Origin of the sequence: Halorubrum sp. SD690R (assembly GCF_005435035.1) — an archaeon.
GTDB classification, from domain to species: Archaea; Halobacteriota; Halobacteria; order Halobacteriales; family Haloferacaceae; genus Halorubrum; species Halorubrum ezzemoulense.
The window spans coordinates 18427-43231 of the sequence record NZ_SGTV01000019.1 but is presented as its reverse complement, the minus strand read 5'-3'; the positions used below and the strand labels follow the sequence as shown (position 1 = coordinate 43231).

Annotated in this window: 30 protein-coding genes; 16 read left to right on the top strand and 14 right to left on the bottom strand. The window is 71.0% G+C overall.

Going from position 1 to position 24805, the window contains the following annotated elements; all coding sequences use genetic code 11:
* The first annotated feature begins 464 nt into the window (after window positions 1-464).
* Complete coding sequence (locus EXE41_RS12370; RefSeq protein ID WP_137691174.1) at window positions 465-1763, top strand: FAD-binding oxidoreductase; 1299 nt, start codon at window positions 465-467, stop codon at window positions 1761-1763.
* Window positions 1764-1790: 27 nt separating this feature from the next.
* Here the strand turns inward: EXE41_RS12370 and EXE41_RS12365 are convergent, their stop codons facing one another.
* The 3 genes from EXE41_RS12365 to EXE41_RS12360 all read right to left on the bottom strand — a co-directional run bounded on the left by EXE41_RS12365 (window position 1791) and on the right by EXE41_RS12360 (window position 2893).
* On the bottom strand, window positions 1791-2207 hold the full coding sequence (locus EXE41_RS12365) for an Hsp20/alpha crystallin family protein (RefSeq protein ID WP_137691173.1): 417 nt from the start codon (window positions 2205-2207) through the stop codon (window positions 1791-1793).
* A 3-nt stretch (window positions 2208-2210) separates the two neighbouring features.
* Window positions 2211-2366, bottom strand: coding sequence for a hypothetical protein (locus EXE41_RS19330; protein WP_199240882.1), 156 nt, complete (start codon window positions 2364-2366; stop codon window positions 2211-2213).
* 77 nt (window positions 2367-2443) lie between these two features.
* Window positions 2444-2893, bottom strand: a complete 450-nt coding sequence (locus EXE41_RS12360) for a hypothetical protein (protein ID WP_137691172.1) — start codon at window positions 2891-2893, stop codon at window positions 2444-2446.
* Between the two features lie 93 nt (window positions 2894-2986).
* Between EXE41_RS12360 and EXE41_RS12355 the strand changes: the two genes are divergently transcribed.
* Complete coding sequence (locus EXE41_RS12355) at window positions 2987-4840, top strand: radical SAM protein (protein ID WP_086215847.1); 1854 nt, start codon at window positions 2987-2989, stop codon at window positions 4838-4840.
* Window positions 4841-4843: 3 nt separating this feature from the next.
* On the top strand, window positions 4844-5707 hold the full coding sequence (locus tag EXE41_RS12350) for an MBL fold metallo-hydrolase (protein WP_086215848.1): 864 nt from the start codon (window positions 4844-4846) through the stop codon (window positions 5705-5707).
* 31 nt (window positions 5708-5738) lie between these two features.
* Here the strand turns inward: EXE41_RS12350 and EXE41_RS12345 are convergent, their stop codons facing one another.
* On the bottom strand, window positions 5739-6359 hold the full coding sequence (locus EXE41_RS12345) for an HAD family hydrolase (protein ID WP_049931300.1): 621 nt from the start codon (window positions 6357-6359) through the stop codon (window positions 5739-5741).
* 83 nt (window positions 6360-6442) lie between these two features.
* Window positions 6443-6925: a hypothetical protein gene (locus tag EXE41_RS12340; RefSeq protein ID WP_049931299.1), complete on the bottom strand. Its 483-nt coding sequence runs from the start codon at window positions 6923-6925 to the stop codon at window positions 6443-6445.
* 123 nt (window positions 6926-7048) lie between these two features.
* On the opposite strand from EXE41_RS12340, the gene EXE41_RS12335 reads away from it, so the two are divergent.
* The 9 genes from EXE41_RS12335 (at window position 7049) to EXE41_RS12295 (ending at window position 12960) form a co-directional block, all read left to right on the top strand.
* Window positions 7049-7963, top strand: coding sequence for a hypothetical protein (locus tag EXE41_RS12335; protein ID WP_086215849.1), 915 nt, complete (start codon window positions 7049-7051; stop codon window positions 7961-7963).
* A 95-nt stretch (window positions 7964-8058) separates the two neighbouring features.
* Entirely contained in the window at window positions 8059-8709 is a 651-nt protein-coding gene (locus EXE41_RS12330; RefSeq protein WP_049931297.1) for a halocyanin domain-containing protein, read from the top strand.
* A complete protein-coding gene (locus EXE41_RS12325; RefSeq protein ID WP_049931296.1) occupies window positions 8706-9095 on the top strand; it encodes a hypothetical protein in 390 nt (129 codons plus the stop codon). The genes EXE41_RS12330 and EXE41_RS12325 overlap by 4 nt, the downstream gene beginning before the upstream one ends.
* Before the next feature lie 7 nt (window positions 9096-9102).
* A complete protein-coding gene (locus EXE41_RS12320) occupies window positions 9103-9912 on the top strand; it encodes a cytochrome bc complex cytochrome b subunit (protein WP_049931295.1) in 810 nt (269 codons plus the stop codon).
* 4 nt (window positions 9913-9916) lie between these two features.
* On the top strand, window positions 9917-10705 hold the full coding sequence (locus EXE41_RS12315) for a cytochrome bc complex cytochrome b subunit (RefSeq protein ID WP_137691171.1): 789 nt from the start codon (window positions 9917-9919) through the stop codon (window positions 10703-10705).
* Window positions 10706-10788: 83 nt separating this feature from the next.
* Window positions 10789-11220 (top strand): hypothetical protein, encoded by a 432-nt coding sequence (locus EXE41_RS12310; protein WP_049931292.1) that lies wholly within the window; start codon window positions 10789-10791, stop codon window positions 11218-11220.
* 4 nt (window positions 11221-11224) lie between these two features.
* A complete protein-coding gene (locus EXE41_RS12305; RefSeq protein WP_049931291.1) occupies window positions 11225-11509 on the top strand; it encodes a hypothetical protein in 285 nt (94 codons plus the stop codon).
* Window positions 11510-11622: 113 nt separating this feature from the next.
* Window positions 11623-12354, top strand: coding sequence for an NAD(+)/NADH kinase (locus EXE41_RS12300; protein WP_137691170.1), 732 nt, complete (start codon window positions 11623-11625; stop codon window positions 12352-12354).
* Window positions 12355-12516: 162 nt separating this feature from the next.
* Complete coding sequence (locus tag EXE41_RS12295; protein WP_049931289.1) at window positions 12517-12960, top strand: hypothetical protein; 444 nt, start codon at window positions 12517-12519, stop codon at window positions 12958-12960.
* 36 nt (window positions 12961-12996) lie between these two features.
* On the opposite strand, the gene EXE41_RS12290 is transcribed toward EXE41_RS12295, so the two are convergent.
* From EXE41_RS12290 to EXE41_RS12270, 5 genes are all read right to left on the bottom strand, one after another.
* Window positions 12997-14319: a M28 family peptidase gene (locus tag EXE41_RS12290; protein WP_137691169.1), complete on the bottom strand. Its 1323-nt coding sequence runs from the start codon at window positions 14317-14319 to the stop codon at window positions 12997-12999.
* Window positions 14320-14412: 93 nt separating this feature from the next.
* Window positions 14413-15072: a DUF420 domain-containing protein gene (locus EXE41_RS12285; protein ID WP_137691168.1), complete on the bottom strand. Its 660-nt coding sequence runs from the start codon at window positions 15070-15072 to the stop codon at window positions 14413-14415.
* A 138-nt stretch (window positions 15073-15210) separates the two neighbouring features.
* Window positions 15211-16263 carry an NAD(P)-dependent glycerol-1-phosphate dehydrogenase gene (locus EXE41_RS12280; RefSeq protein WP_049931286.1) on the bottom strand — a complete coding sequence of 351 codons (1053 nt, stop codon included), beginning with the start codon at window positions 16261-16263 and terminating at the stop codon, window positions 15211-15213.
* A 91-nt stretch (window positions 16264-16354) separates the two neighbouring features.
* Window positions 16355-17053 (bottom strand): LysE family translocator, encoded by a 699-nt coding sequence (locus EXE41_RS12275; RefSeq protein WP_137691167.1) that lies wholly within the window; start codon window positions 17051-17053, stop codon window positions 16355-16357.
* Window positions 17054-17184: 131 nt separating this feature from the next.
* Window positions 17185-17985, bottom strand: coding sequence for a DUF2103 domain-containing protein (locus EXE41_RS12270; protein WP_049931283.1), 801 nt, complete (start codon window positions 17983-17985; stop codon window positions 17185-17187).
* A 137-nt stretch (window positions 17986-18122) separates the two neighbouring features.
* On the opposite strand from EXE41_RS12270, the gene EXE41_RS12265 reads away from it, so the two are divergent.
* A complete protein-coding gene (locus EXE41_RS12265; protein WP_086219713.1) occupies window positions 18123-18812 on the top strand; it encodes a hypothetical protein in 690 nt (229 codons plus the stop codon).
* Window positions 18809-19444 (top strand): hypothetical protein, encoded by a 636-nt coding sequence (locus EXE41_RS12260; RefSeq protein WP_137691166.1) that lies wholly within the window; start codon window positions 18809-18811, stop codon window positions 19442-19444. The genes EXE41_RS12265 and EXE41_RS12260 overlap by 4 nt, the downstream gene beginning before the upstream one ends.
* Before the next feature lie 28 nt (window positions 19445-19472).
* On the opposite strand, the gene EXE41_RS12255 is transcribed toward EXE41_RS12260, so the two are convergent.
* The 3 genes from EXE41_RS12255 to aroA form a co-directional block, all read right to left on the bottom strand.
* Window positions 19473-20639: a TRC40/GET3/ArsA family transport-energizing ATPase gene (locus tag EXE41_RS12255; RefSeq protein ID WP_137691165.1), complete on the bottom strand. Its 1167-nt coding sequence runs from the start codon at window positions 20637-20639 to the stop codon at window positions 19473-19475.
* Window positions 20640-20737: 98 nt separating this feature from the next.
* Window positions 20738-20995 (bottom strand): hypothetical protein, encoded by a 258-nt coding sequence (locus EXE41_RS12250; RefSeq protein ID WP_049931278.1) that lies wholly within the window; start codon window positions 20993-20995, stop codon window positions 20738-20740.
* Between the two features lie 48 nt (window positions 20996-21043).
* Window positions 21044-22435, bottom strand: coding sequence for a 3-phosphoshikimate 1-carboxyvinyltransferase (gene aroA, locus EXE41_RS12245; protein ID WP_086215857.1), 1392 nt, complete (start codon window positions 22433-22435; stop codon window positions 21044-21046).
* A 130-nt stretch (window positions 22436-22565) separates the two neighbouring features.
* Between aroA and EXE41_RS12240 the strand changes: the two genes are divergently transcribed.
* Window positions 22566-23093 (top strand): multiprotein bridging factor aMBF1, encoded by a 528-nt coding sequence (locus EXE41_RS12240; protein WP_049931276.1) that lies wholly within the window; start codon window positions 22566-22568, stop codon window positions 23091-23093.
* A 43-nt stretch (window positions 23094-23136) separates the two neighbouring features.
* Here EXE41_RS12240 and EXE41_RS12235 read toward each other — a convergent pair whose 3' ends face one another.
* The gene (locus EXE41_RS12235) at window positions 23137-23895 is read right to left on the bottom strand and encodes a DICT sensory domain-containing protein (RefSeq protein ID WP_086215858.1); all 759 of its coding nucleotides are present in this window, start codon (window positions 23893-23895) and stop codon (window positions 23137-23139) included.
* A gap of 157 nt (window positions 23896-24052) precedes the next feature.
* On the opposite strand from EXE41_RS12235, the gene tpiA reads away from it, so the two are divergent.
* Window positions 24053-24697, top strand: a complete 645-nt coding sequence (tpiA, locus tag EXE41_RS12230; protein WP_049931274.1) for a triose-phosphate isomerase — start codon at window positions 24053-24055, stop codon at window positions 24695-24697.
* Window positions 24698-24805 lie beyond the last annotated feature (108 nt).

The window sequence follows — 24805 nt, the reverse complement described above, 5'->3', positions numbered from 1 at the left end:
CTACATGCGTGGGCTTCGACGCGTATAACCTGGCCGGGGACACGCGTGTCACCCGCTGTATGTGGTGTGTAGATTCATATCACGATCTTCCCATTCACGACCGAGAGGCGGTGGATCGACGGCGAACTCCTCCGAAGCCCCAGCCGCGAGGCGAACGCACGCCCGCTGCGCTCCTCGCTCGGTCGCTCACTTCGTTCGCTCTCTCGTTGCGGTGCTTACGTCGCCCGCGTTCGCCTCGCGACTGCCCCTTCGAGTCCCACCTACCGCAACCGCACCGCAACCGCATCGCAGCCTCACCCCTCCCCAGCCTCGCGGTTCGCGCTCTCCGAGCGCTCACCGCCCCCTCGCGCGTGCCCCTCGCGGCCGCCGCTTCGCTCCGGCCGCTCGCAGGCACGCGCCGCCGCAGTCGATCTGCCCTCTCGCCGTCCCGGTGGCTTTTCCTCGTCGCTCGCGTGTCCTGACGCATGACCGACCCAGACGAGGCAGCGCCGACGGTCGCCGTCGTCGGCGGCGGCGCGGTCGGTGTCACGACCGCGCACGACCTCGCGGCGCGCGGCGCCGACGTGACCCTCTACGAGCGCGGGGAGCTCGCGGCCGAGAGCTCCGGGCGCGCGGCTGGCCTCCTCTACGACGCCTACGCCGAGGACGTCGACGCCGCGGTCGGCGCCCGGTCGATCGAGCGCTTCCGAGTACTCGACCGGTCGCTGCCCGGCTTCTCGTTTTCGCCCTGCCCGTACGTGATCGCGGTGCGCGAGGGCGACCCCGACGCCGACGCCGTTCCCGGGATGGTCGATCGCATGCGCGGCCACGGCCGCGACGTCTCGCTCGTCGGCCCCGACGCGCTCGGCGAACGGTTCCCGCCGCTCCGCACCGACGACCTCGCCGTCGCGGCGGTCGCCGAGGGGGCCGGCTGGACCGACCCGTCGAGCTACGTCCGCGCGCTCGGCGACCGGGCCGGTCGCGAGGGGGTCGCGATCGAGACGAACACCGCCGTCGCGCTCGGGCCGCGGCCCGGCGCGAAACGACACATCCGAGTCGGTGACGACGGAGCCGACGGCGATCCGGCGGCCGAGACGCGCGCCTTCGATGCCGTCGTCGTCGCCGCCGGGGCACACGCTCGGTCGCTCCTCGCGGACGCGGGCGTCTCCGTCCCGGTCGTCCCCTACCGGGTCCAGGCGCTCGTGACCCAAACTGACTACGACGGGCCGATGGTCTACGACGCCACCGCGGACGCGTACCTCCGCCCGCACCCCGACGGCCTGCTCGCGGGCGACGGGACTGAGCCGGTCCCGGCCGACCCCGACGACTACCGCCGCGAGGCCGACGACTGGTTCCGCGAGGACCTCGCCGGCGCCCTCGACGAGCGCCTCGCCCGCGGGGACCGCCTCGACGGGGGCGAGGGACCCGACCGCGGCGAACGGGTCGACCGCGGGATCGACGACGCCCGGGCATGGGCCGGACTCTGTACCGCGACGCCGGACGGCGACCCGCTCGTCGGCCCGGTCGACTCGGAGGCGGGCGATCCGACGCTCTTCGTCGCCGCCGGCTGGCAGGGCCACGGGTTCATGCGCGCGCCGGCCGTCGGCGAAGTGGTGGCCGAGGGCGTGCTCGCGTCGCTCGCGGGCGCCGCCTTCGACGGGCCGGAATCGCCGTGGATCGGCGCGTTCGACCCGACGCGGTTCGGTTCGGATCGGTTCGACGGCGACGAGGCGTTCGAGATCGTCGAGGGCATGTCGCTGTCGAACCGGACGGAGGAGGAATAGCAGCGGCCGCAGAGCCGAAGCCGGGGGTCAGTCGTCTTCTTCGACGACGTCGACGTCGCTCGATCCGCCGCGTTTGGGGATCTCGACGTGGAGCGTCCCGTTGCGCGTGAGCGTCGCGTTCGCGCCCTCGGGCGTCACGTTGGCGTCGCGGGGGAGGTCGACGCTGCCGGTCAGCGAGACGCCGCGGCCCGGAAACACGAGGTCGTAGCCGTCGTAGAAGTCGCGGAAGCGTTCGAGCGAGACCTCGACGGTGCGGTCGAGGAAGGTGACGTCGACGTCCTCGCCGCGCACGCCGGGGGCATCGAAGACCACGAGGTACGCGTCGTCGCTCTCGAGGAGGTCGTGCGAGAGCGGGCGGCGCTCCTGGACGCGACCCCAGCCGCGGCCGACGCGTTCGAGGGCGTTACGGAGCGCGGAGCGACCGCTTTCGACGAGTCCGTCCACCGCTCACACCTCGATTTCGACGAGGTCGTTCCCGCCGCAGTACGGACACGAGAGGTCCTCGACCGCGTGGTCGTCGGGCACGTCGTACGTGTAGTGGTTCTCGAACATGTCGAGCTCGCAGTCGTCGCTGACGCACTTGACCTCCATCGTCGATGGCATACGCGGACGTAGTATCGGCGGCGGCTTAAACGGCGTGGCGGCGGCGAGCCGGGGGTGCGAACCGCGCGATGCGGCGCTCAGACCCCCGCACCGCGCATCCGGTCCGGCACGACGGTTCGCTCGGCGACAGCGACGAGTGCGATACCCAACGCCGTGCCGGCGAGGAAGCCGGGACCGTACGGGCGAGACGGGATTTCGAACGCAAGCGCGACTCCCAGCCCGACGGAGATCGCGAGGATCGCGGCGCCGAAGGCGACGTAGGTCAGCGTCTCGTAGCGATCCGGCGAGAGGCGGTCGCGGGCGAGCCACGCGATCGGGCCGACGGCGACTGCGGTCGCCGCGGCCCAGCCGGCGGCGAGTCCCCACGGTCTGGGATTGGTGCCGAGAAACTGTATCGCGGCGAGCGCGCAGAGCGCGGCGAACGAGACGTAGTTTCCGACTCGCTGCCAGCGAGCGGACTCGTCGGCGCGCGCTGGCGCGCCGTCGCCGGAGGTCGTCTCACCGTTCGGGGGCGTTTCGGAGGGCATGGTCGGGGTTTCCGCGCGTTCCGGCATAAGTAATCCGGCGCGGCTCGGGCGTTCCGCACGCTTTTCCCGTCTCGGTCGAGTACGGACGGTAACATGACCGATTCGCCCGCGTCGGCTCGGGGGTCGCTCCCGGCCGACCCGAACGACCTCTCCGTCACCATCGTCGACGGGTACGTCGACGAGCCGGCCCACTTCGGCGTCCCGCCGTACCTCTCGACGTACCCCCGATACACCGCCGGGGCGCTCGTCGACGCCGGCGTCCCCGAGTCGGCGATCACCTATCACACGATCGACGAGCTCCGCGAGGACCGGAGCAAGCACGCCGACGTCGCCGACGCCGACCTCATGATCTACGTCGGCGGGATGACGGTGCCCGGGAAGTACGTCGGCGGCACCCCCGCGGAGCCGGACGAGGTGCGAGAGCTCGGCTGGACCGCCGACGGCGTGACGCTGCTCGGCGGCCCGGTGCGCTTCGGCGTCGGCGAGGAGAACGCCGGCGCGCAGGAGACCCGACGCGACGACCTCGACTACGACTTCGTCGCGATGGGCGACGTGGAGGCCGCGGCCCACGACCTCGTCCGCGAGGGGCTGGAAGGGTACGGCAACCGGATGCGCACGAACGAGGAGGTCGACCGCTGGGCCCGGCAGGGGGCGTTCGTCGTCGAGCAGCACCCGAACCACCCCGACTACCTCATCTGCGAGATGGAGACCTCCCGCGGGTGCGCCTACCGCTGCTCGTTCTGTACGGAGCCGCTGTACGGCGACCCGGCGTTCCGCGCGGCGCGGTCGGTCGTCGACGAGGTCGACGCGCTCTCGGACCGCGGCGTGCGACACTTCCGGCTCGGACGGCAGGCCGACATCCTCGCGTTCGGCGGCGACGGCGAGGCGCCGAACCCCGACGCGCTCCGGGAGCTGTACGGCGGGATCCGCGAGGTCGCGCCCGACCTCCGGACGCTCCACCTCGACAACATGAACCCCGTGACGATCACGGACTACCCGGAGGCGTCCCGCGAGGCGATCCGCGTCATCGCCGAGCACAACACGCCCGGCGACACGGCCGCGTTCGGGCTCGAATCGGCCGACCCGGTCGTTCAGGAGGAGAACAACCTCCTCGTCACCGCCGAGGAGTGCTTGGAGGCCGTCCGCGTCGTCAACGAGGAGGGCGGCTGGCGCCCGGGCGACGCCCCCGAGACGACGCCCGGCGACCCGGCCCGCGTCACCGGTCCCTCAACCGGACCGGACGCCTCGCCGCGGCTGCCGAAGCTCCTCCCCGGGATCAACCTCGTCCACGGGCTGACCGGCGAGCGCCCGGAGACGTACGAGCACAACAAGCGCTTCCTCCAGACGGTGTACGACGAGGGGCTGATGCTCCGCCGGATCAACATCCGGCAGGTGATGGCGTTCGCGGGCACAGAGATGGCCGAGACGGGGGCCGAGGTCGCACAGGAGCACAAAGACCAGTTCCAGGCGTACAAGCGCGAGGTGCGCGAGACCATCGACAACCCGATGCTCGACCGCGTTGTGCCGCCGGGAACCGTCCTCCCGGACGTGTACCTGGAGTACCACCAGGACGGCAAGACGTTCGGGCGCCAGCTCGGCACGTACGCGCTCCTCGTCGCGGTGCCGGGCGAGCGCGAGCTCGGAACGAGCATCGACGTGGCGATCACGGACCACGGCTACCGCTCCGTCACCGGCGTCCCGTACCCGCTCGATGTCAACGTGGCCTCGATGGACGAGCTCACCGCGATCCCCGGGATCAACCGGAGCACGGCTGGTGACATCGTCGTCGGCCGCCACTACGACTCGGTCGAAGCGGTCGACGCCGGGGTCGCCGACCTCGGGGCGTACGCGGTCGCCGGCGACACCGACGTGCCGATCCCCGGTCGCGAGCGTCCCGGCTCCGGCCCCGGTCCGGCCGCGCGGTCGTCGCTCGGTCGCGGGGACTGAGCGATGCCGGTCGACGATCCCGAAGACCCCGACCGCCTCGAAGGTCCCGCGGTTACCCGGGTCGAAGTCCCCGTCGACACGCGCGCGCCGGGCGGGACCACGAACGCGCACCTGTTGGACGGCCTCCTCGCCGACCCCGCCGCCCGGACCGACGCGCTCGACGCGGCGCTCGCGGAGCGCGGATCGGAAGACGCGGACGCCCCGTCCGTCGAAGCGATCGCCGTCACCCACGCCCACCCGGACCACGTCGGCGCGGTCGCTGACTACGCCGCCCTGACGGACGCGACGGTCGTCGCCCGCGATGACCACGCGGACCGGTTCGCCGCGGCCGCCGGGGTCGAGCCGGACGAGACGGTCGCGCCGGGCGAGACGGTCGCCGACACCGCGGTCCGCGCGGTCGACACGCCGGGACACGCGCCGGACCACCTCGCGTTCGCGGCCGGCGGTCCGGGGACCGAGTCGGGGCGGTCGGTGCTGTGTTGCGGCGACCTCGCCGTCGCCGAGGGGAGCGTCGCGGTCGCCGCGCCCGAGGGCGACCTCGCCGCCTACCTCGCGAGCCTCGAACGCGTGCGCGACGCCGGCTACGACCGACTCCTCCCTGGACACGGCCCGCCGATAGACGACCCGCCGGCGGCCTGCGAGCGGCTGATAGATCACAGGCTGGACCGCGAGCGAGACGTGATCGCCGCGCTCGACGGCGGCGCGTCGGACCTCGACGCGGTCGTCGACGGCGCCTACGAGAAGGACCTCTCCGGCGTGCGGGACCTCGCGCTGGCGACGGTCGCCGCGCACGTCGAGAAGCTGGTCGCCGAGGGACGGGCCGACGAGGCGTGGCGCGCGCGGCTCGCGGACCGCGGGTTCGACTGACTCCGCGGCTCCCGCCGTCCACCGAACGCCCCTACGGCTCCGCCTCTAACTCCGCGACGACCTCGGAGAGCGGCGTCTCGGTCACGTCGACGAAGCGGCCGCCGGCGGCGACGATCCCGCCGTCGGTCTCCGGGTCGTCGCCGACGTGGACGAGGCCGGTGGTGGCCGTTCCGAGCGCCTCCGCCGCGGCCTCGAATGCGGAGGGGTGCGGCTTCCGCCAGCCGCAGCCGACGCTCGTCGTGACCGCGTCGAACTCGCCCCGGAGCCCGGCCCGGATCAGCGTCCGCGGGACGAGCTCGGGGACGGCGCAGTTCGAGAGCAGCCCCACCGGGCCCCGGTCGGCCGCGCCCCGGACCGCGTCGAGCGCGCCGTCGCGCCGGGTCACGTCCGGGTCGAACGCCGCGATCACGGCGTGCCTGGCGACGTTCTGCTCCGCGTCGACGCCGCGGGAGTCCAGCGCCCGAGCGACGTGTGCGGGGAGAGGGACCTCCGCGCCGGCCGGCGCCTCGACGTGCTGCTCGCCGTACGCGACGTGCCAGTCGTCGGGGACCGTTACGCCGCGGGACTCCAGTTCGCGCGCGACCGTTTCCGCCGGGTCGGACGGGTATTCGACGTCGACGAGGGTCCCGAAGAGATCGAAGGTGACTGCCACGATACCACCGTTAGGGACAAACCCGGATTGAAGCTGTCGGTCGGGGGAACGCCTCTCGACGCCGACCGTTCGCGCCGCCGCCGTCAGAACAGCGAGCCGAAGTGGAGCGTGACGAGCCGGTAGAGTCCGGTCACCCACGCGCACAACCACAGGAGCATGAAGCCGGCGACGCCGGCGCGGAGCCGCTTCCGCCAGTGGCTCATGTCCTCGTGGAGCTCGTCGATGTCCACGCTGGGGTCCTCGTAGGCGTCGGCGTTCCGCTTCGCCTGGAAGATCCGCACGATCCCGGTGAGCGCGAACGCCAACAGGGCGTACGCCTGAACGCCGAAGAACGCGTGGAGGATTGCCATGCCGCTCACTTGGTCGAGGACGCGCGGGACCATCCACCCGGCTATCGGGACCGTCGTGAGCACCAGTCCGACGACGATGTACCGCAGGTGGCGCATCAGCACGTTCCACGACACCGTCTCTGCGTCGATCATGATCCAGGCGCCGTACAGGAGGAACGGGAGACTCGTCGTCACGGACATCCCGGCGAGGGCCGCGATGACCGACTCGTCGACCATACCGTCGATACGTGCTCCGGCGCGTAAAGCCCCCCGATCCGCGTCGGGCGCCCGCGGTCCCGCCCTCTCGCCGTCGGGGCGCGGACGAAAACAGTTAGCGTCAGGAGCACGTACCCCGGGGCGATGGAGGACACCTCGACGCGGTCGGAGCCGGAGTCGCCGCCGGAGGAGTCGGCCGACCCGCCCGACAACCCGGAAGCCCCCGACACGGAGCCCGCGGAAGACGGATCCCGGGCGACCGACGGGACTCCGGAAGGGGAGCCCGCGTCGACCGACGCCGACGGCGCTCCCGGAGACGAGGACGACATCGAGGCCCTCCGCGAGCGCGTCGAGTCCGAGTACGACTTCGACGACTTCGGCCCGTCGGACATGGCCCAGATGAGCGCCGAGGAGTGGGACGCCGCCTTCGACCCCGACACGTGGATCACCGGCGACCGGCTCCTCGACCGGGTCGACGCCGAGCTGAAGTCCCGGATCGCGACCCGCGACGTGTTCGGCGTCTTGGAGCGCGTCCGCGAGGACGGCGAGGAGCGCATCCTCGTCTACTCCGACGAGGGATACGCGATCATCCGCCCCACGGGCGAGGTACGCGGCGAGGGAACCGTGCTTCGGGACATCGAACCGGTCGTCGCCTTGGCGGCGATGGACTCGTACGAGGTGCCCGAGCCGCCGGAGGACTGGTCGCTCCCGCACCCCGACAGCGTTCCGGAGGGTTCGGGCGAGTTCGGCAATCTCGTGATACAGGCGGTCGCCGGGATTCAGGTGCTCGCCGGCGTGGCCCTCCTCGTCGCGACCGCCGCAACGGACCTCGACACGATCGTCGCGCCGGCGATGGGCATCGTGTTCCTGCTCGTCGGGGTGTTCCTGTTCGCGATGGTGGCGAACGCGCGGCTCTCGGACCGGTTCCGATCGGAGGAGTACCGCGACCGTCTGCGAGCGCTCCGCGAGGCGAAGGAGCGGCCCGAGTTCGTCCCGGTTGAGGACGGCGTCGTGACCGGCGAGGACGGCGCTACGACCGACCCCGACCGAGACGAGTAATCCGCCGATTTCGACGGTCTCAGGCCCTACAGACACCTCCGCGTCGGCGGTATCAGTCGGTGGGTTTAAGCGCACCCCGTCCTGAGTGAAACTGTATGAAAAGGCGGGACTTCGTGCGGACGGCCGGCGGCGCGACCGCCGCCGTCGCGGCCTCCGCCGGGGCGACCGGAACGGCGGCTGCACAGGAGGTACAGCCCGATTGGCCGAGCGGGGCGGCCAGCGGAAACGTGGGCTCGTACACCGACGCCCGCGGCCAGGACTCGGTGACCATCTCGGTCGGGGCCGGCAGCAACGGCCTCGCGTTCGACCCGACCCTCGTGTGGGTCGACGAGGGAACGACGATCACCTGGGAGTGGACGGGCAACGGCGGCGACCACAACGTCCAGGCGGTCGATGGCGGCGGCCCGGCCAGCTTCGACAGCGGTGACCCCGTCGGCGAGGAGGGGTACACCTACGAGTACGAGACGTCGAGCGAGGACGCCGGGATCACCCACTACCACTGCGTGCCCCACACCGCGGTCGGCATGCACGGCGGCATCGCCGTCGGCGAGGACGTCGCGACCGTCGAGGTCGGCGGCGGCGCGAACACCGGGTGGCCCGAGGACATCGCCAAGGTCGGCGTTCCGCTCCACGCCCACTGGGTCGGTATCTCCGCGATCCTCGGCATCGGGCTGACGTTCGTGTTCACGTTCTACATGCTCAAGTACGGCGAGTCCGCCCACACGGGTCACGGGGGTGCGAGATGAGCTCCGGCAACTCCTCGTACGGCGACATTCACCGGTACGAACCGGCCCGTGAGAGCACCGCCGCCGCGATCGCGATCGTCCTCCTCACCGTCATCGAGGTCGTGTTCGTCGCGCTTTTCACCTACGGGCTGATGTCCGCGTGGGCGTCGACGGAGGCCGGCAACATGTTCGTCGGGGCGCTTCTCGCCCTCATCTTTATTGATCTCGCGTTCATCCTACTCCTGTACCGGAAAGAGTTCCTTCCGGACGTGATGATCGTGAAGAAACGCCGTCGCAAGTGGGAGGACCTGTACGTCCGCGAGGAGGACAAGGACGGCAAAAGCATCGACACCGGCGGGCTGGCGGACACGCTGAAACGGGCTGTGTACCCGTACTACAAGAAGTGATTCGACAATGAGTCTGAAAAAACAAGACGACATGGACCACAACGCGTGGCTCAAGAGTCAGGACCTCACGGCCATCGAGACGGCGTTCCTGACCACGCTTATCTGGCTGGACAAGCGGCTTCGCATCGTCGACTACCTCGAACTGCTGGAGACGATGTACTACCGCGCGAACCTCCAGATGCCGAAGAGCCACACCGAGCAGTACGACCTCGACAACAAGTTCTGGTACTGGTACCCGCTGTACTCGCTCGGGTCCCTCTCTATCATCGCATACCTGCTCGCGGCGGTCTCCGGCGCGCTGCTCGGGTTCTATTACGCACCGTCGACCGCCGGTGCGGCGGCGCAGGGCGACCCGACGGCGGCGTACGACTCGATGGTGATGATCATGACGGACGTCCAGTTCGGGTTCATGCTCCGGGCGATCCACCGCTGGGCGGCGCAGTTCATGGTGGCGGCGGTGTTCCTCCACATGCTGCGCGTCTACTTCACCGGCGCGTACAAGGAGCCGCGCGAGGTCAACTGGATCCTCGGCGTCGTGCTCATCGCCCTGACGCTGCTGTTCGGCTTCTCCGGGTACGTCCTCCCGTGGAAGCAGCTGTCCTTCTGGGCGGCGCAGATCGGCGTCGAACTGGCGCTCGCGACCCCGATCGTGGGCGAGTGGGCGGCCCAGTTGCTGTTCGGCGGCTTCACCCTCGGACAGGCGACGCTCGTGAGAATGTACATCCTGCACGTGTTCGTGCTGCCGTTCGTGGTCACCGCGCTCATCGCGGTCCACGTGGGCATCGTCTGGGTGCAGGGCATCGCGGAACCGCACTAATCCAATGACCGACGACACCACTCCCATGACGGACGGAGGCACCGACGACGAGGCGCGGACCGACGGCGGCCCCCCGGCGACCGTCCCGCCGGACGACGAGACGCCGACCTGGTCGGAGCGCAAGGAGCGCAGCCAGGGGCTCGCACAGCTCACCTACCAGTACTTCGAGCGGTCCCGCCGCGAGGACGAGAACCTCCGCGCGGAGTCCACGTACGTCGAGCGCGACGTGCTCGGCTTCCCGACGTGGCCCCACGAGACGATCCGGAACCTCGCTATCACGTCGTTCTTCCTCGGGATCATGCTGCTCGTGGCGTCGATCCTTCCGGGGCACTTCGGGGACCCAGCGAACCCCGGATCGACGCCGGCGATCATCCTGCCCGACTGGTACCTCTACTGGTCGTTCGGACTGCTGAAACTCAGCCCGATCAACCCCGAACTCGCGGTGTTGGGCGGCAACATCGTCATGTCCAACGAGCTGTACGGGCTCGTGGCCCACGGCGCCATCTTCGGCGTCATCACGCTCGTCCCCTTCCTCAACAAGGGGAACGCGCGGCGTCCCGTCGAGGAGCCGGGCTGGGCGGCGCTCGGGATGACCGGCGTCGTGCTGGCGATCACGCTGGCGGTGCTCGCCATCCAGAACTTCTTCCCCGTCCCGCTCGAGCTGCTGTTCTCGCTCGTGTTCATGCTCCCCGTCGTCGCCGGCATCATCACCTACGCGGTGTTGAAGACGATGCGCGAGGGGTACATGTACGACCTCAACCGCCGGTACTTCATGCTCCGCCCGCCGAAGTAACCGGTCGAGCCCCGCCCGCTTCGCCCCCGTGACCGACGCGCGGTCGCGGTCCGGTCCAGCCGTTCAGACGCTCCGTATCACTCATGTCATCCTCAACAGACGGCGACTCCTCGCAGGCGTTCGACGAGACCGGCGATCCGATCGCGGCCGACGACGACGCCGAGCCCCGCACCGAGCCGACGGGCCCGCGAGAGGGCCCGAGCGGCCGAGAGATCGTCGTCCCGTTCCGGCTGTACAAGGCCGTCACCGTCTTCTCGACGCTCGCCGCGGTCGTCACCTACTTCGTCGGGTTCACCCTCATCGACGCCGCGACGCTCCAGATCAGCTTCGTCCGGACGACCATCGTCTATCTGCTCGACAACGCCGGACTCCTGCCCCCGGAAGACGTGCTGGTGGCGATACTGGCGATCACGGGCGTGGGATTCATTATCCTCGGAACCGCCGTGTACGTGCTCGGGACCCGGTTCCGCGGACAGGGGATGGGAAAGTCTCAAGACGACCCCAGCGAAACATGAGATAATGGCAGACGAGTTCATGAAGGGCTTCGCCCTGTTCGCGATCGGCGGTCTCGGGTGGATCACCTTCGGCGGCTGGTACCGGACGCCGTCGTACTACCAGGTGTCGCAGCTCGTGAACCCGGCGGAGGGCGTGAACACGGCGTACGGCGAGATCGGCGTGTTCGCGGGCGACATGTTCTTCTGGCTGATGGTGCTCGGCGCGGCGACGTTCTGGGTGCTCATCCCGGCCAGCCGCCAGCTCCGCGACGCTCTCAACGGCGGCGACGAAGACGCCGCCGCGAACTGAACGCGAAACGCTCGTCTCGTTTCTCCGCTCTTCCTCGCGCCGTTCACCGGCGACGCGACGGCGACCGCCGGCGAACCGAGGGATTTTCACCGCCGCTCGTCCCACCCACGGCCATGAGTGAGCCGACGCGCCCCTTCGCGGTTCTCGGCGAGGGCGACCCGGCGGCGGCGATCCGATCGGCGGCGACCGACGCGGGCGCCCCGCTCGTCGACCGCGCCGAGGCAGACGTGGTCGTCGCCGTCGGCGAGGCCGCGCTCCGCGAGGCGATGCGCGCGGCCGCGAGTACGGACACGCGCGGCCACCCGATCCTCCCGGTCGGAACGGGCCGTCACGCGGTCGACCCGAGTCTCGTGACCGACCTCGTCGTCGACGGGCCGGCTCCCGAGTTCGACGCGTTCTCCCGCGTCGCTCATCCGGTCGTCGCGGTCGAACGGCCGGATAGTCGCCGCCGGTTCGCGGCCGCCGACGTCGCGTTCGTGACGGCGGCGCCGGCCCGGATATCCGAGTACGAGATCGCGTTCTCCGACGGCGAGTCGGCGTCGGTGCGCGCGGACGGCGCCGTGGTCGCGACGCCGCTCGGGAGTGAGGGGTATGCGGCGGCGGCCGGCGGGCCGCTGGTATCGCCCGGGGCGGGCCTCGCGGTCGTCCCCGTCTCGCCGTTCACGACCGCTCCCGACACGTGGGTCGCGAGCGGCCGCCTCGGGGTCACCGTCGAGCGCGAGGAGGAGTCGGTCGCGCTGGTCGTCGACGGGGACCGCTGGGGGACTGTCGAGCCACATCGCGCGGTCAGGATCGAGGCCGCGACGACGGTCGATCTCCTCGCTCCGACGGCGGAGCGGGGGTGATCCCTCCCCCGGTGGCGGCGACGGCTCGTTCCGATCGCAGCGACGGACGGCTCGTTCCGATCGCAGCGACGGACGGCTCGTTCCGATCGCAGCGACGCCGCCCCTCCCCGCGGGCGCGCCGATCGGAAACACTCTAATACGTCGTGAACGGAAGTGGTGGATATGGACCCACTGCAGTTCCTCGTTCCCCTCGGCTGGCTGTCGGCCGTCGGGCCGGCGCTGCCGTACGCGATCTTCGTGATGACAGTCGCGAACCTCGCCACGCGGCACCTCGCGCACAGGCGGCACGTCGAACAGGGACAGGAGGCGGACAGCGTGGAGGCGTACACGCCGCACGTGTTCACTAACGTCGGGCTCGTCCTCCTCTCGTTCGTCTACATCCTCGGTTCGCCGGTGAGAGGGACGATCCTCTCCGTGCTCGTCCTCGCGATGTTCGTCGCCGACTTCTTCGAGCTGGAGGCCCGCAACGTCGAGGCCCGGAACGACATGACGATCGAGGCGCCGAAGAGCTCGATCGCCGCCTCGCTCGTCGTGTTGGTGTGGTCGTCGTACTTCGCGCTGTTCTTCCTCGTCGAAGGGATCTGGAACCAGTTCGTCGTCGCCTGACGAACCGCGGACCGCCGCTTTCTCGCTCGCCTCGCGTCAGAACGGCCAGTCGCCGGTGAGCTTCATCCCCGTCGCCTTCCCCTCGGCTTCGAGCGCCGCCGCGATCTCGTCGGTGTCGCGGCGGGGAACCGACGCGTCCGCCTCGGCGAGCTCGACGACCAGCTCGGTCAGGAGGATCGCCTGCTCGCGGAGGTTTCGCGACTCCAGCTTATCCAGCGTGTCGGCGTGGGTGTGGCCCCAGCCGCGGCCGCGCCCCTCGGTCTCGCCCGAGACCATGTACCCGGGGATCCCCCGCTTCACGAACGGCCAGTGGTCGCTGTGCGGGACCAGCTCGCTCCCCGTCGCGATCGGGTGGTCGAAGCGGTCGCTCACACGGTCGGCGGCCGCCGCCAGCGCGTCGAAGTCGTGGTGGTCGAGCCGCAGCGTCCGACCGAACACGTTGCTGTCGACGTTGACGACCGCGCGGACCGCCTCCCTGTCGGCCGCCTCGGCGGCCACGGACGAGCCGACGAGCCCGACCTCCTCGGCGCCGAACGCGGCGAACCGGACCCGCACGTCGAGCTCGCCCTCGCGCGCAGCGAGCGCCCGCGCGACCTCGACGATCGTCGCCGTCCCCGCCCCGTTGTCCATCGCGCCCTCCGCGATGTCGTGGGCGTCGACGTGCGAGGAGACGAGCAGGTGTTCGTCGGTGTCGGGGCCGAGTTCGGCGACCGCGTTGCCGCTCGTCGCCGTCGGCGTCTCGCAGTCGACCGCGACGGTCAGGTCGTCGCCCTCGCGTCGCCGCGCCAGCCGGGCGCCGGCCTCCTTCGAGACGCCGACCGCCGGGATCGCCCCCACGGGCGCCTCCGCGGTCCCGACACTCCCGGTCGGCGGGAGGGTCCCCTCGACGTGGTTGGCGAAGACGAAGGCGGCGGCGCCGGCGTCGACCGCGCGGTAGTACTTCTCCCGGCGATGGATGAATCGGTCGACGGCGTCGGGGGTGTCCGACGACACCATCACGACCTTCCCCTCGAGGTCGGCCTCGAAGTCCGCTGGAACGCCGTGACCGAGGTCGACGAACTCCCCGGTCACCTCGGCGCTCGGGCTGCGCGGTAGCGCGATACAGGCGTTCGGGCCGACTGCGACCGGCTCGTCCGTCGCGGCCTCGCGGATCGCGCTGTCGCCGCGCTCCCAGCCCTGTATCTCGAACTCCTCGACCGCGGCGTTCCGCGCGCCGGCCGCGGCGAACGCGTCGCGGGTCAGCTCAAGCGCCTCGCGTTCGCCCGCCGAGCCGGCCATGCGGTCGCCGACGTCGACGAGGTCGAGGAGGTGGTTCCAGCCTGCGTCGCTCGTGAACGTCTCGCCGATCCAGTCGGTCATGGGTGTGGGTGCCGCGGCCGCCGGTCAAGCGTTTCGGTGGCGGCGCGGGCGGCCGGGATCCCCCGGCGAGACGCCGGGGCCGAGAGGGAGGAGTTAGACCGGGACGGCCGGCAGGAGGACCGTCGCGGCCTCGGCGGCCGCGAACGTCGAGTCGTACAGGTGGTTCAAGAGGAGGTAGGTGACGACCCCGAGCGCGAGCGAGAGGATCCACGCGCTCGCGGCGATCCGACCGACGCGCCGGTGTGGCGTCTCCGTCCGGAGCTCCTGTTCGGTGTGGGTGAGCCCGAGGACGATCGCGTAGAGGACGACGGGGACCGAGACCACGGAGAGAACGATGTGGATCGCGAGCATGATCAGGTACGCGGGGTACACCCAGTCCCACAGCGGGACCCACGCGTACGACGAGTCGAGGACGAACTCCTTGGTGCCGCCCCCGGCGACCTTCGGGAGGTACATCCCGAGGAACAGGAGGATGAGGACGAACGACGTCGTCATCGCCGCCGCGTGCTTTTTCACCTCGTCGTTCCGGATCCAGTACCAGCCGAGCGAGAGGGAGATCACGGTGACCGTGTTGACGGCCGCGATGGCGTGCGCGAGCAGATTGACCGTTTCCTGCGTGAGCGTCGGGAACAGCGCTTGGAACTCCGGAACGAGGAACACGCCCCCCACGGCGCCGTAGCCGACGACGGTGAGGAGGACGGTTATCGCGGTGGCCCGCTCTTTGGCCCGGTCGCGAACGCTGGCGGTGGACATATCAGGTGTACTCCCGGGAGCGTTATTGGCCTTTCGAGGTCGGAATCGAGAGCCGGCGATCGGGGACGACGCGGGGCTGTTCCGCGGGGGTGACGCGGGGCCGTCCGGCGGCGTCGCTCGCCGCGCGCCGAACCGGGATCACTCCTCGATGACGCCGGTCGCGGTCGCGACCCCTATCGCCGCCTCCTCGTTGATCCCGCCTTGGAGGATGGTGTAGCGGTCGCGGATCTCGTGGGCGCTCGTGAGCGCGGCGATGAGCTCCGCGTCGTCGATCCCCAGCTCGCCCGCGGTCGTCGGGGCGTCGAGCTCGGCGAGCGCGTCGCGGATCGCCGCCCACCGCCCGTTCTCGCCGCTGTGGAGGAACTCCGTCATGATCGACGCCACGCCGACCTGGTGGCCGTGGAGCGCCTTACCGGGCGCGATGCGGTCGAGCTGGTGTGAGATGAGGTGTTCCGCGCCCGAGGCGGGCCGCGAGGAGCCGGCGATCGACATCGCGACCCCGGAGGAGACGAGCGCCTTCACCACGACCCACGCCGACTCCTCTAGGCCCGGCCGGATCATGTCGGCGTTCTCGACGAGCAGCTCCGCGGTCATCTCCGAGAGCGCGCCCGCGTACTCGCTGTACTCGACGTTCCGCAGGCGGCGGGCGAGCCGCCAGTCCTTCACCGCGGTGTAGTTGGAGATGATGTCCGCACAACCCGCGGTGGTGAGCCGCCACGGGGCGTCCGCGAGCAGCGTCGTGTCCGCCACGACGGCGAGCGGCGGGTCGGCGGCGACCGAGTGGCGCGTGTCGCCCTCTGGGATCGACGAGCGCCCCGAGACGATACCGTCGTGGGAGGCGACCGTCGGGACGGAGACGAAGCCGACGTCGAGGTGGTCGGCTGCCATCTTCGCGATGTCGATCGGCTTGCCGCCGCCGAGCGCGATGAGGTAGCCCGGGTCGACCGCCTCCGCGGTCTCCTTCAGGTCCTCGACGGCCGCGAAGGAGGCGTTCTCCACGACCGCGGTCGCGGGGTCGTCGAACTGGGCTCTGACGCGGTCGCCGGCGATCTCGTTCGGCGTCGGGCTCGTCACGATCAGCGGCCGCCCGGTGAGATAGAGCTCGCCGACCGCCTCCCCGAGGTCGTCGAGGACGTCGTGTCCCACGAGGACGTTCCGCGGGAGCTTGATCCACGTCGTCTTCTCGAACATACGGGACGGTCGCGCCGACGGGTCAAAGCCGTTGTCCATGTACGGCGGACGCGGCCGCCGCGGAGCGGCCGACGGGCGACGGCCGCCCCGGTTACGCCCCAAGCGCGGCCAGCGTCGTCGCCGCGTCGTAGAGGAAGTAGACGCCGAAGCCGGCGAGCACGAACGCCGACGCGACGGCGACGATCGGGGCGAACGCCTCGATCCTGCGCTCCGCGACGACGAGTCCCGTGGGGAAGCCGAGGACCCAGACCAGCACGCCGAGGAAGAACCCGCCGATGAGCGCGGGCGAGCCGGTGGCGACCACGAGCGTCCCGGCGAGGTCGGCTCCGACCACCGGGAGCCGGGACAACACGTCGAGTTCGCCCGGCTGAAGCAGGCCGACGCCGATCGTCAGCCAGAACAGCACCTGGTACGGGTTCGTCAGGGCGAGCACCAGCGCCTTGCGGAACCCCTTCCCCTCGGCCGCGATCGGCTCCTCGCCGGAGGTCGGACGGAACGACGCCCGCGCGCCTTGGGCCGCGCCGACGGCGAAGTACAGCATGAGGACGCCGCCGACCGCGACCATGACGCCCTGTAACAGCGGGAACGACTCCACGACCGCGACGACGCCGACGTACGCGAGGACGAAGAAAATCGCGTCGGCGGTCGCCGCGCCGAGGCCGGCCCGGAAGCCGGCGAAGCGACCGCGGAGGACGGCCTCCTCGGCGATCACCGCGTTCATCGGACCGGGCGGCGCCGCGAGCGCCAGCCCGAAGACGACGCCCGCGCCGAGCGTGACGAGGGAACTCACACCGCTCGCAACGACCGGTCTCGTGAAAAACCCCGCGACAGCGACGCGGTCGGTAGTGGCCGCTTCCGGGCGCTGCGACCGAGATACGGACATCGGACGCCAGATCCGCACACGGCGGGCGGGGCCGGAAGCTACACGTCTTGGAGCTCCGCGTCCCGGAGCGCCTCGTTGAGGTCCTCGCGGACGCGCTCGCCGGTCTCGCGGTCCATCGCCGTGGTGACGATCCGGTTCTCCTGGACGCTGGAGCCGTCTCGCAGGAGTAGCCGGACGTTGCCGTTGGTCCCCGCGCGCGTCGCCTTCGCGCGGAGGCCGGTCCGCGACCCCGTCCCGCCGGCGTCGATGGGACCGGGAACGATCTTCTTCACGTGCGGGTGTTCCGCGACGGTCTGGACGGCCTTCCGCCCCTTGCGGTCGCCGATGAGCGTCGAGTGCGACCCGCCGATCTTCTCGCGCGGCGGGGTCTCGACCACCGCCAGCGACCGGTCGCCGCGACGGTCGAGCACCCACTCTACGAGGGGGCTCACGTCCGGCTTCCCGCCGTCGTCTGCGGGGTCGCTCGCCGTCGTCCCGTCTCGGTCGCTCCCGCCGGCGCCGCCGTCGGGCACCCGGTAGAACTCGTGGTGGAGCTGCGCGCGCGTCTCGCGGAGCGGCTCGCGCTCGCCGGCGGCGTAGACGGTCTCCGGTCGCTTGCGTCGGATCTCGTCGGCGACGCGCCCCGCGAAGTTCCGCAGTTGGACCTCCGTCAGGCGCTCGGTGTCCTCCGGGCGCGTGGTGATCGTCGTCTCGCCGACGACGGCGTCCTCGTCCAACATCGTCAGGTGCGCGCGGTCGGCGTCGAACTCGGCGACGACCGCGTCGGCGTTGGCGGTGTTACAGGTCAAACAGTAGTCCCCCGGCTTCTCTAACGGGGTCCCACACCGCCGACAGTTCATACCGACAACACGGCCGTGGAAGATAAAAGCGCGTCCGTTCGCCGCCGGTCTCGGGACCCGTTCGCCGCCGTACACCGTCGCGCCCACCGCTGATCCGGAGCGACAGCTTATAATCCTCCCCGGCCTCGGTACCGGACATGGACGGAGACCGACGCCGCGACGCCGAGACCGGCTCCGACGCGAGCGTCGGCGACGGGGAGTCCGGCGAAGAACTCGCCGGCACGCTGGGATCCGTCGAGGACAGACTCACGCAGCTGATCCGCGACGGCCGGCTCAACGCCCTCGTCGCGTGGGCGATGATCGCCGTCCTGGGCGGAGTCCTCGTCGAGAGCGCGCTCGACTACGACCTGCTGTCGGCGGCGATCGCGGTCGGACTCGGCGGCGTCTTGCTCGCGCCCACGGTCGCGGCTCGCGACTGGCGGACGATGCTCCCGGCCGAGCTGGTGGGCCTCGCGCTGCTCCCGGTCCTCGTGGGCGCGCTCCTCGGCGGCGAGTTAGGGACGTTCGCGGCGTACGTCGCCATCGCGGCGCTGGCGCTCGTGATCGCCGTCGACCTCCACATGTTCACGTCGCTGCGGCTCACCCACTGGTTCGCGGTCGCCTTCGTCGTGATGACGACGCTGGCGACGGCGGCGGTGTGGACGGTGCTGCGCTGGAACCTCGACCAGCGCGTCGGCACCGCGTACCTGACGACGAACGACGCGCTGATGACCGAGTACATGTACGTCACGCTGGCCGGGATCGCGGCCGGACTCCTCTTCGACGGCTACTTCCGCCGCCGGGGACGCCTCCTCCGTCGCGTCATCCGCCGGGTGGTGCGGCGATGAGGCTGCTCCCTCGGCTCTCGCTCGCGTCGCAGCGTCGACTCACGGGCGCGATGCAGGTCCTGCTCGTCGGTATCGTCGCGTACGGCTTCCTCGCGGGCGAGCAGAAGGCAGTAAGCAACGGGGTCATTGCGCTCCTCGTCACGCTGGTCCCCGCGGCGCTCGAGCGCCGGTACGACCTCCCGCTCGACCCGTGGCTCGCCCTGTGGATCACGACGGCCGTGTTCCTCCACACGGTCGGCTCGGCCGGGTTCTACGCCCGCGTCGAGTGGTGGGACCACATGACGCACGCGCTGTCGGCCTCCCTGGTCGCCGCAGTCGGCTACACGACGCTCCGGGCGGTCGACCTCCACAGCGACGGGATCCGGATCCCGTCGCGGTTCGCGTTCGTCTTCATCGTCCTCATCGTCCTCGCGTTCGGCGTGCTCTGGGAGCTGTTCGAGTTCGGCTTAGACATCGTCGCGACCGAGACCGGCATCGACATGCCGCTCGCGCAGCACGGGCTCGACGACACCGTGCTCGATCTCATGTACAACACCGCGGGCGCGGTGCTGGTCGGGCTGTTCGGACAGGCGCACCTCGCGGGCGTCGCGGAGCTGGTCCGGGACCGGATCTTCGGGAGCGCGACCGAGTAGCGCCGGACGCGAGCCGTAGTCGGACCGCTCAGTCCAGACAGGCCGCGACGACCCGCAGCGCGGCCTCACCCCGGACCTCGTTCGCGAGCAGCGGCACCCGCTTCACGTCCCGGGCGCGGAACAGGTCCGTCGCCTGGCGGAGCGCGCTCTGCTGGACCTCCCACCGGCGGGCGCAGAACTCGCAGGTGTCGGGGTTGGGCTCGACCACCCAGTCGGGGTCGATCCCGGCCCCGTCCCCGCCGGTCACGTCGCCGACGCCCTCCATCACACGGTTGACGACGAGCGTGTTCACCGGGATTCCGAACTCGTCGAGCCGCGCGACGAGCCGCTCGGACTCGACGACGCTCATCTCCTCGGGGATCATCACGACGCGGAAGTCCGTCTTCGCGGGGTCGCGCAGGACCGCTCGGAGTCGCTCGATGCGTTCGCGGAGCTCCTCGAGGTCCGCCGAGGGGTCGGGGTCGTCGTCGCCGCCGCCGAACATCCCCTTGATCCCGTCCATCATCCCGGAGAAGCGCTGCCGGAGCTTCATCACGCGCCCGAGCATCGAGTCCATGATCTCCGGCAGCTGGAGCAGGCGGAGCGTGTGACCGGTCGGCGCGGTGTCGACGACGACGCGGTCGAACCGCGGGTCGTCGAGGTACTCCAGCAGCTGGCGCATCGCCGCCGCCTCGTCGGCGCCGGGCATCGTGCCGCCGAGGAGTCCGCCGAGCCCCTCGCCGTCCTCGCCCTCGGCGCCGCCCGTCGGCCCCTCGCCGCCCATGCCGCCCATCGCGTCGCCCATCTCGCCGAGCCCGCCGAGCGGGTCGCCGTCCGCCCCGAACATCTCCTCGTCGACCGCGGCGTCGGGGTCGATCTCGGCGGCGTACAGGGGCACATCCTCGCGGATGCGCGCCGGCTCGGCGGGGATCTCGGTCTCGTAGGTGTCCGACAGCGAGTGCGCGGGGTCGGTCGAGACGACGAGCGTCCGGACGCCGCCCGCGGCCGAGGCGAGCCCCGTCGCGGCCGCCATCGTCGTCTTTCCGACGCCGCCCTTCCCGCCGTACAGCACGTAGTCGGGCGCGTCGACGCCCGCGGGCAGGTCGGCGAACTCCTCGTCGACGGTCAGCTCCTCGTCCGTCTCCGCGGGCTCGACCGCGGTGTCGTCGTCGGCCTCGTCGACCCGGTCGACGGGCTCGACGTCGATGTCGTCCATACGCGTGCGTCGGTCCGGTGGGCTTGTGTAGCCGTCGGTCCGGATTCGGCGGCGACCGTCGCGCTTCGAGCGGTGACCGGATGACGCCGCGACCGCGGTCAGCCGAGTCGCTTCATCGAGATCAGCGCGGTCGGAATCATTATCGGGATCGTGAGAATGGCCCCAGTGATCACGACGAACGGCGCGACCCCGCCGACCGGGTACGCGAGCAGGTCGACGGCAAGCAGGTTGACCGTGGTCACAGTCACCGTGTACGCGATCACGGTGAGCACCACGATCGCCGAGAACACGACGCCGACGACGACCGCCGCGTTCGGTCCGTCCGCCGCTCCGTTCGACGCCGGATCACCGCTCATCTGCTGTCTGCCACCATATACTATTGTGTGGATTGCGAACGGCTATAACTATTCCCTTCCCCGTGCGTCCCCGCGCTCGACGGTCGCCCCGAGGTCGGCCATCGCGTCGAAGAAGCCGGGGAAGGAGACATCGACGTGTTCGGCGCCGCGGACGGTCGTCGTCCCCTCGGCCGCCAGCGCGGCGACGGACAGCGCCATCACGATCCGGTGGTCGGCTCGGCCGTCGACGGTCGCCCCGACGAGATCGCTTTCGCCTCCGTGAATCGTGAGTACGTCCCGCCCTTCGGTCGTCTCGGCGCCGAGCTTTTCGAGTTCCTCGGCCATCGCGGACACCCGGTCGGTCTCCTTGTAGCGGACGTGCTCGCAGTTCTCGATCCGCGTCTCCCCGTCCGCGACCGCGCCGAGCGCGGCGATCGTCGGGAGCAGGTCGGGCGTTCCCCCCACGTCGACGGTGACGCCGGAGAGATCGCCGCGCTCGACCGCGATCGCGCCGGCCTCGCGGTCCCAGTCGACGGGCGCGCCCATGCGCTCGACGATCTCGACGATCGCGGCGTCGCCCTGCGCGCTCGGCCGGGCGCCCTCGATCCGGAGCGGCTCGCCGGGCGCGGCCGCGACCGCGCCCGCGCCGAGGAGGTAGGAGATAGAGGAGAAGTCGCCGGGGACCGCGTACGTCTCGTCGCTCGGCGCGTACGTCTGTCCGCCCGGGACCGAGAACCCCGCGGCGCCCGCGGCACCGTCGAGCGGATCGCCGTCCTCGTCGACCGGGGTCGCCTCGACGCCGAAGTCGGCGAGCAGTTCGAGCGTGATGTCGACGTACGGCGCCGACTTGAGGTCGGTCGTGAGCTCTACCTCGATCCCCTCCTCGGTGACGGCGCCCGCCATCAGCAGTGCGGTGACGTACTGCGAGGAGACGTCGCCGGGGATGGCGACCTCGCCGCCGGCGAGCGGGCCGGTCACGACGAGCGGGGCCCGCCCGTTCGACCGCGTCGACTCCGCGCGGACGTCGAGGTCGGCGAGCGCGTCGAGGAGCGGACCCTGCGGGCGCGAGCGGAGCGACTCGTCCCCGGTGAGGACGGTGGTGCCGTCCGCGAGCGCGGCCGCGGCGGTGACCAGCCGCATCGTCGTCCCCGAGTTCGCGCAGTCGATCACGTCGTCGGGGACGGCGGTGCGGCCGCCGAACCCCTCGACCGAGAGCGCGTCGGCGCCCGTCAGGCCGGGCTCGCCTTCGGCGGTCGAACTCCCGTCTCCGGCGCGCGCGACCGAACCGCCGAACGCCGCGACGGCGCGGGCGGTCGCTCGCGTGTCCGCGGACACCAGCGGCGACTCGACGGTCGCGCCGTCGCTGTAGCCGGCGGCGAGCAGCGCGCGGTGGGTGTAGCTCTTCGACGGCGGCGCGCGGGCGGTCCCTCGCAGGGTCGAGCGCGTGACGTGGACGTCCATACCAGTCCTGCCGGCCGCGGCGACAAGTCGGTACCGACAGCGGCACGATTGCGGTCGGGACCTCGCCGGCGTGACCCGCGCCCGGCGCCGCGGCACACCCTTTATACCATCGGGAGCGCTAGCGTCGCGTATGCCCCAGTGTGAGATGTGCGGCGCCGAGGAGGCCTCGCTGACGACGACGAAGGTCGAAGGCGCCGAGCTGGAGCTCTGTAGCTCGTGTACGGACTTCGGCACCGAGGTCCGCGACGAGTCGACGAGCTCCGGCGGCGGCAAGTACTCCACCAGCTCCAGCACCGGGAAGTCGTCTTCGTCGTCCGGATCGTCCGGCTCCGGCGGCTCGTCGGGGAGCTCGACTCGCCCCCGCGACATGTTCGACGACATGGACGAGATCGCCACCGACTACGACGAGCTGATCCGCGATGCGCGGGAGTCGCGCGGGCTGAGCCAGGAGGAGCTGGCCGACCAGCTCAACGAGAAGGCGAGCCTCATCCGCAAGCTCGAACGCGCCGACACGCTCCCGACCGACGAGGTCCAGCGCAAGCTCGAGCGCGCGCTCGACATCTCGCTGGTCGAGGGGCAGTCGACCGACGACGCCGACTGGGAGACGGACGACGCCGGCACGATGACGCTCGGCGACGTCGTCAAGCGGAAGGACTGAGCCGCGACGACGCTCCGGCCCCGCCGTACTCGTTATCCCCGGCTCAGACGGTCGCACCGCCGCCGTCCGTCTGCTCCGATCCGCCGTACCGCTCGGTCAGGTAGTCGATGATGTAGTCGACCGTCTCGGGGTCGTAGCTCCAGAACCCGTAGAACTCGCCGGGCGCGCGCTCCTCGGCGAGCAGCGCGCACTTGGCGTCCTCGTAGCCGCCCCCGTCGTACGCGACGAACCACGTCTCGCGGATCTCGGCGGTCTCGCCGACGTGGACCGTGTAGGTGCCGACGTCGGGTGCGTCGCCCTCGGCGGCGGCGTACGCGTGGACGTCGAGCCGGTCCTTCTCGCCGAGCAGGTCGTAGGTGTCCGCCTCCCCGGTGAGGACGTCGAGGGTCTGGAACCCCGCGTGGAGCTCTCCGTCGCCGACCCGCCAGGCGCGGTCCTCGATCTCCCGCGACGCGGCGACCATGTCCTCGCGGGAGTAGGAGGTAAACATCGTCTCGTCGAGGTGATCCAACACCGGCTTCCCGACGTTGCCGGGCGTCTCACCTCGCTCCGCGGGTGTCTCCCCCTCGTCTCCGCCCCGCCCCGGCAGCAGCTCGTCCACGGTGACGCCCGTGACGAACTCGCCGTCCCGCGCCAGCACGGCGAACGCCTCCGGTCCGGAGGCGGTCTGATCGTCGACGATCCGGACGTTGCGGTCGGCGAAATACTCCCGGAGCTCCTCCGTAACCGCCGGTTCTGCGTTGAACACGGTCAGCGTGGCCTCGTGGGCTTCCACGCCGGCGATGAGCTCGATGAGGGACATCTCTTGTCGGACCCACAGCATCGGGGTATAAGGTCGTTTCTGCTCTCCGCCCCCCGGGTCGCCCGGTTCCCGGGGTTGTGAGGGGTCGAAACGACGGGACCCCGAGCGAGCGTCGCGAAGCACGAACCTATTTGCGCCGCGCTCCCCGAGTAGAGGTATGTTCATCCTGGTGAACCTCAAGGCGTACCCGTGCGATCCGATCGAGGTAGCGACCGCGGCCCGCGACGTCGCCGAGGCGTCCGGCGCGCGGATCGCCGTCTCGCCGCAGGCGGCCGACCTCGCCCGCGTCGCCGAGACGGGCGTCGAGACGTGGGCGCAGCACGTCTCGCCGAACGAGCACGGTTCGCACACGGGTTCGACGCTCGCCGAAGCCACCGCCGACAACGGCGCCGAGGGGACCCTGATCAACCACTCGGAGAAGCGACTGAAGCTCGCCGACATCGACGGTTCGGTCCGCGCGGCCGAGCGCGCTGACCTGGAGACGATCGTCTGCGCGAACAACCCCGCGCAGGTCGGCGCCGCCGCCGCGCTCGGCCCTGACGCCGTCGCGGTCGAGCCCCCGGAGCTCATCGGCGGCGATGTCTCCGTCGCCACCGCGGACCCGGGTATCGTCGAGGACGCGGTCGCGGCCGCCGAGGCCGTCGACCCCGCGGTTGACGTGTTCTGCGGCGCCGGCGTCTCCACCGGCGAGGACGTGTCGACCGCCGGCGACCTCGGGGCCGCCGGCGTCCTGCTGGCCTCCGGCGTCGCGAAGGCCGACGACCCCGAGGCGGTCCTCGAAGACCTCGTGAGCGGGATCTGAGCCGGCGAGTCCGGGCCGGTTCGCGTCCGCGAGCCCGAGACCGGCGCTGCGTTTGCGGATCGGTATAAAAACATCGATGTGAGCGACTCACACGATCGAGAAAACGCA

Excerpts from the sequence above, each read along its gene's own strand:
- EXE41_RS12285 (WP_137691168.1), bottom strand. The coding sequence starts at position 15,072 with ATGTCCACCGCCAGCGTTCGCGACCGGGCCAAAGAGCGGGCCACCGCG.
- aroA (WP_086215857.1), bottom strand. The coding sequence starts at position 22,435 with ATGGACGTCCACGTCACGCGCTCGACCCTGCGAGGGACCGCCCGCGCG.
- EXE41_RS12325 (WP_049931296.1), top strand. The coding sequence starts at position 8,706 with ATGAGCTCCGGCAACTCCTCGTACGGCGACATTCACCGGTACGAACCG.
- EXE41_RS12250 (WP_049931278.1), bottom strand. The coding sequence starts at position 20,995 with ATGAGCGGTGATCCGGCGTCGAACGGAGCGGCGGACGGACCGAACGCG.
- EXE41_RS12300 (WP_137691170.1), top strand. The coding sequence starts at position 11,623 with ATGAGTGAGCCGACGCGCCCCTTCGCGGTTCTCGGCGAGGGCGACCCG.
- EXE41_RS12315 (WP_137691171.1), top strand. The coding sequence starts at position 9,917 with ATGACCGACGACACCACTCCCATGACGGACGGAGGCACCGACGACGAG.
- tpiA (WP_049931274.1), top strand. The coding sequence starts at position 24,053 with ATGTTCATCCTGGTGAACCTCAAGGCGTACCCGTGCGATCCGATCGAG.
- EXE41_RS12290 (WP_137691169.1), bottom strand. The coding sequence starts at position 14,319 with ATGACCGACTGGATCGGCGAGACGTTCACGAGCGACGCAGGCTGGAAC.
- EXE41_RS12280 (WP_049931286.1), bottom strand. The coding sequence starts at position 16,263 with ATGTTCGAGAAGACGACGTGGATCAAGCTCCCGCGGAACGTCCTCGTG.
- EXE41_RS12240 (WP_049931276.1), top strand. The coding sequence starts at position 22,566 with ATGCCCCAGTGTGAGATGTGCGGCGCCGAGGAGGCCTCGCTGACGACG.
- EXE41_RS12335 (WP_086215849.1), top strand. The coding sequence starts at position 7,049 with ATGGAGGACACCTCGACGCGGTCGGAGCCGGAGTCGCCGCCGGAGGAG.
- EXE41_RS12305 (WP_049931291.1), top strand. The coding sequence starts at position 11,225 with ATGGCAGACGAGTTCATGAAGGGCTTCGCCCTGTTCGCGATCGGCGGT.
- EXE41_RS12270 (WP_049931283.1), bottom strand. The coding sequence starts at position 17,985 with ATGAACTGTCGGCGGTGTGGGACCCCGTTAGAGAAGCCGGGGGACTAC.
- EXE41_RS12350 (WP_086215848.1), top strand. The coding sequence starts at position 4,844 with ATGCCGGTCGACGATCCCGAAGACCCCGACCGCCTCGAAGGTCCCGCG.
- EXE41_RS12235 (WP_086215858.1), bottom strand. The coding sequence starts at position 23,895 with ATGTCCCTCATCGAGCTCATCGCCGGCGTGGAAGCCCACGAGGCCACG.
- EXE41_RS12310 (WP_049931292.1), top strand. The coding sequence starts at position 10,789 with ATGTCATCCTCAACAGACGGCGACTCCTCGCAGGCGTTCGACGAGACC.
- EXE41_RS12265 (WP_086219713.1), top strand. The coding sequence starts at position 18,123 with ATGGACGGAGACCGACGCCGCGACGCCGAGACCGGCTCCGACGCGAGC.
- EXE41_RS12340 (WP_049931299.1), bottom strand. The coding sequence starts at position 6,925 with ATGGTCGACGAGTCGGTCATCGCGGCCCTCGCCGGGATGTCCGTGACG.
- EXE41_RS19330 (WP_199240882.1), bottom strand. The coding sequence starts at position 2,366 with ATGCCATCGACGATGGAGGTCAAGTGCGTCAGCGACGACTGCGAGCTC.
- EXE41_RS12360 (WP_137691172.1), bottom strand. The coding sequence starts at position 2,893 with ATGCCCTCCGAAACGCCCCCGAACGGTGAGACGACCTCCGGCGACGGC.
- EXE41_RS12320 (WP_049931295.1), top strand. The coding sequence starts at position 9,103 with ATGAGTCTGAAAAAACAAGACGACATGGACCACAACGCGTGGCTCAAG.
- EXE41_RS12330 (WP_049931297.1), top strand. The coding sequence starts at position 8,059 with ATGAAAAGGCGGGACTTCGTGCGGACGGCCGGCGGCGCGACCGCCGCC.
- EXE41_RS12255 (WP_137691165.1), bottom strand. The coding sequence starts at position 20,639 with ATGGACGACATCGACGTCGAGCCCGTCGACCGGGTCGACGAGGCCGAC.
- EXE41_RS12260 (WP_137691166.1), top strand. The coding sequence starts at position 18,809 with ATGAGGCTGCTCCCTCGGCTCTCGCTCGCGTCGCAGCGTCGACTCACG.
- EXE41_RS12355 (WP_086215847.1), top strand. The coding sequence starts at position 2,987 with ATGACCGATTCGCCCGCGTCGGCTCGGGGGTCGCTCCCGGCCGACCCG.
- EXE41_RS12370 (WP_137691174.1), top strand. The coding sequence starts at position 465 with ATGACCGACCCAGACGAGGCAGCGCCGACGGTCGCCGTCGTCGGCGGC.
- EXE41_RS12295 (WP_049931289.1), top strand. The coding sequence starts at position 12,517 with ATGGACCCACTGCAGTTCCTCGTTCCCCTCGGCTGGCTGTCGGCCGTC.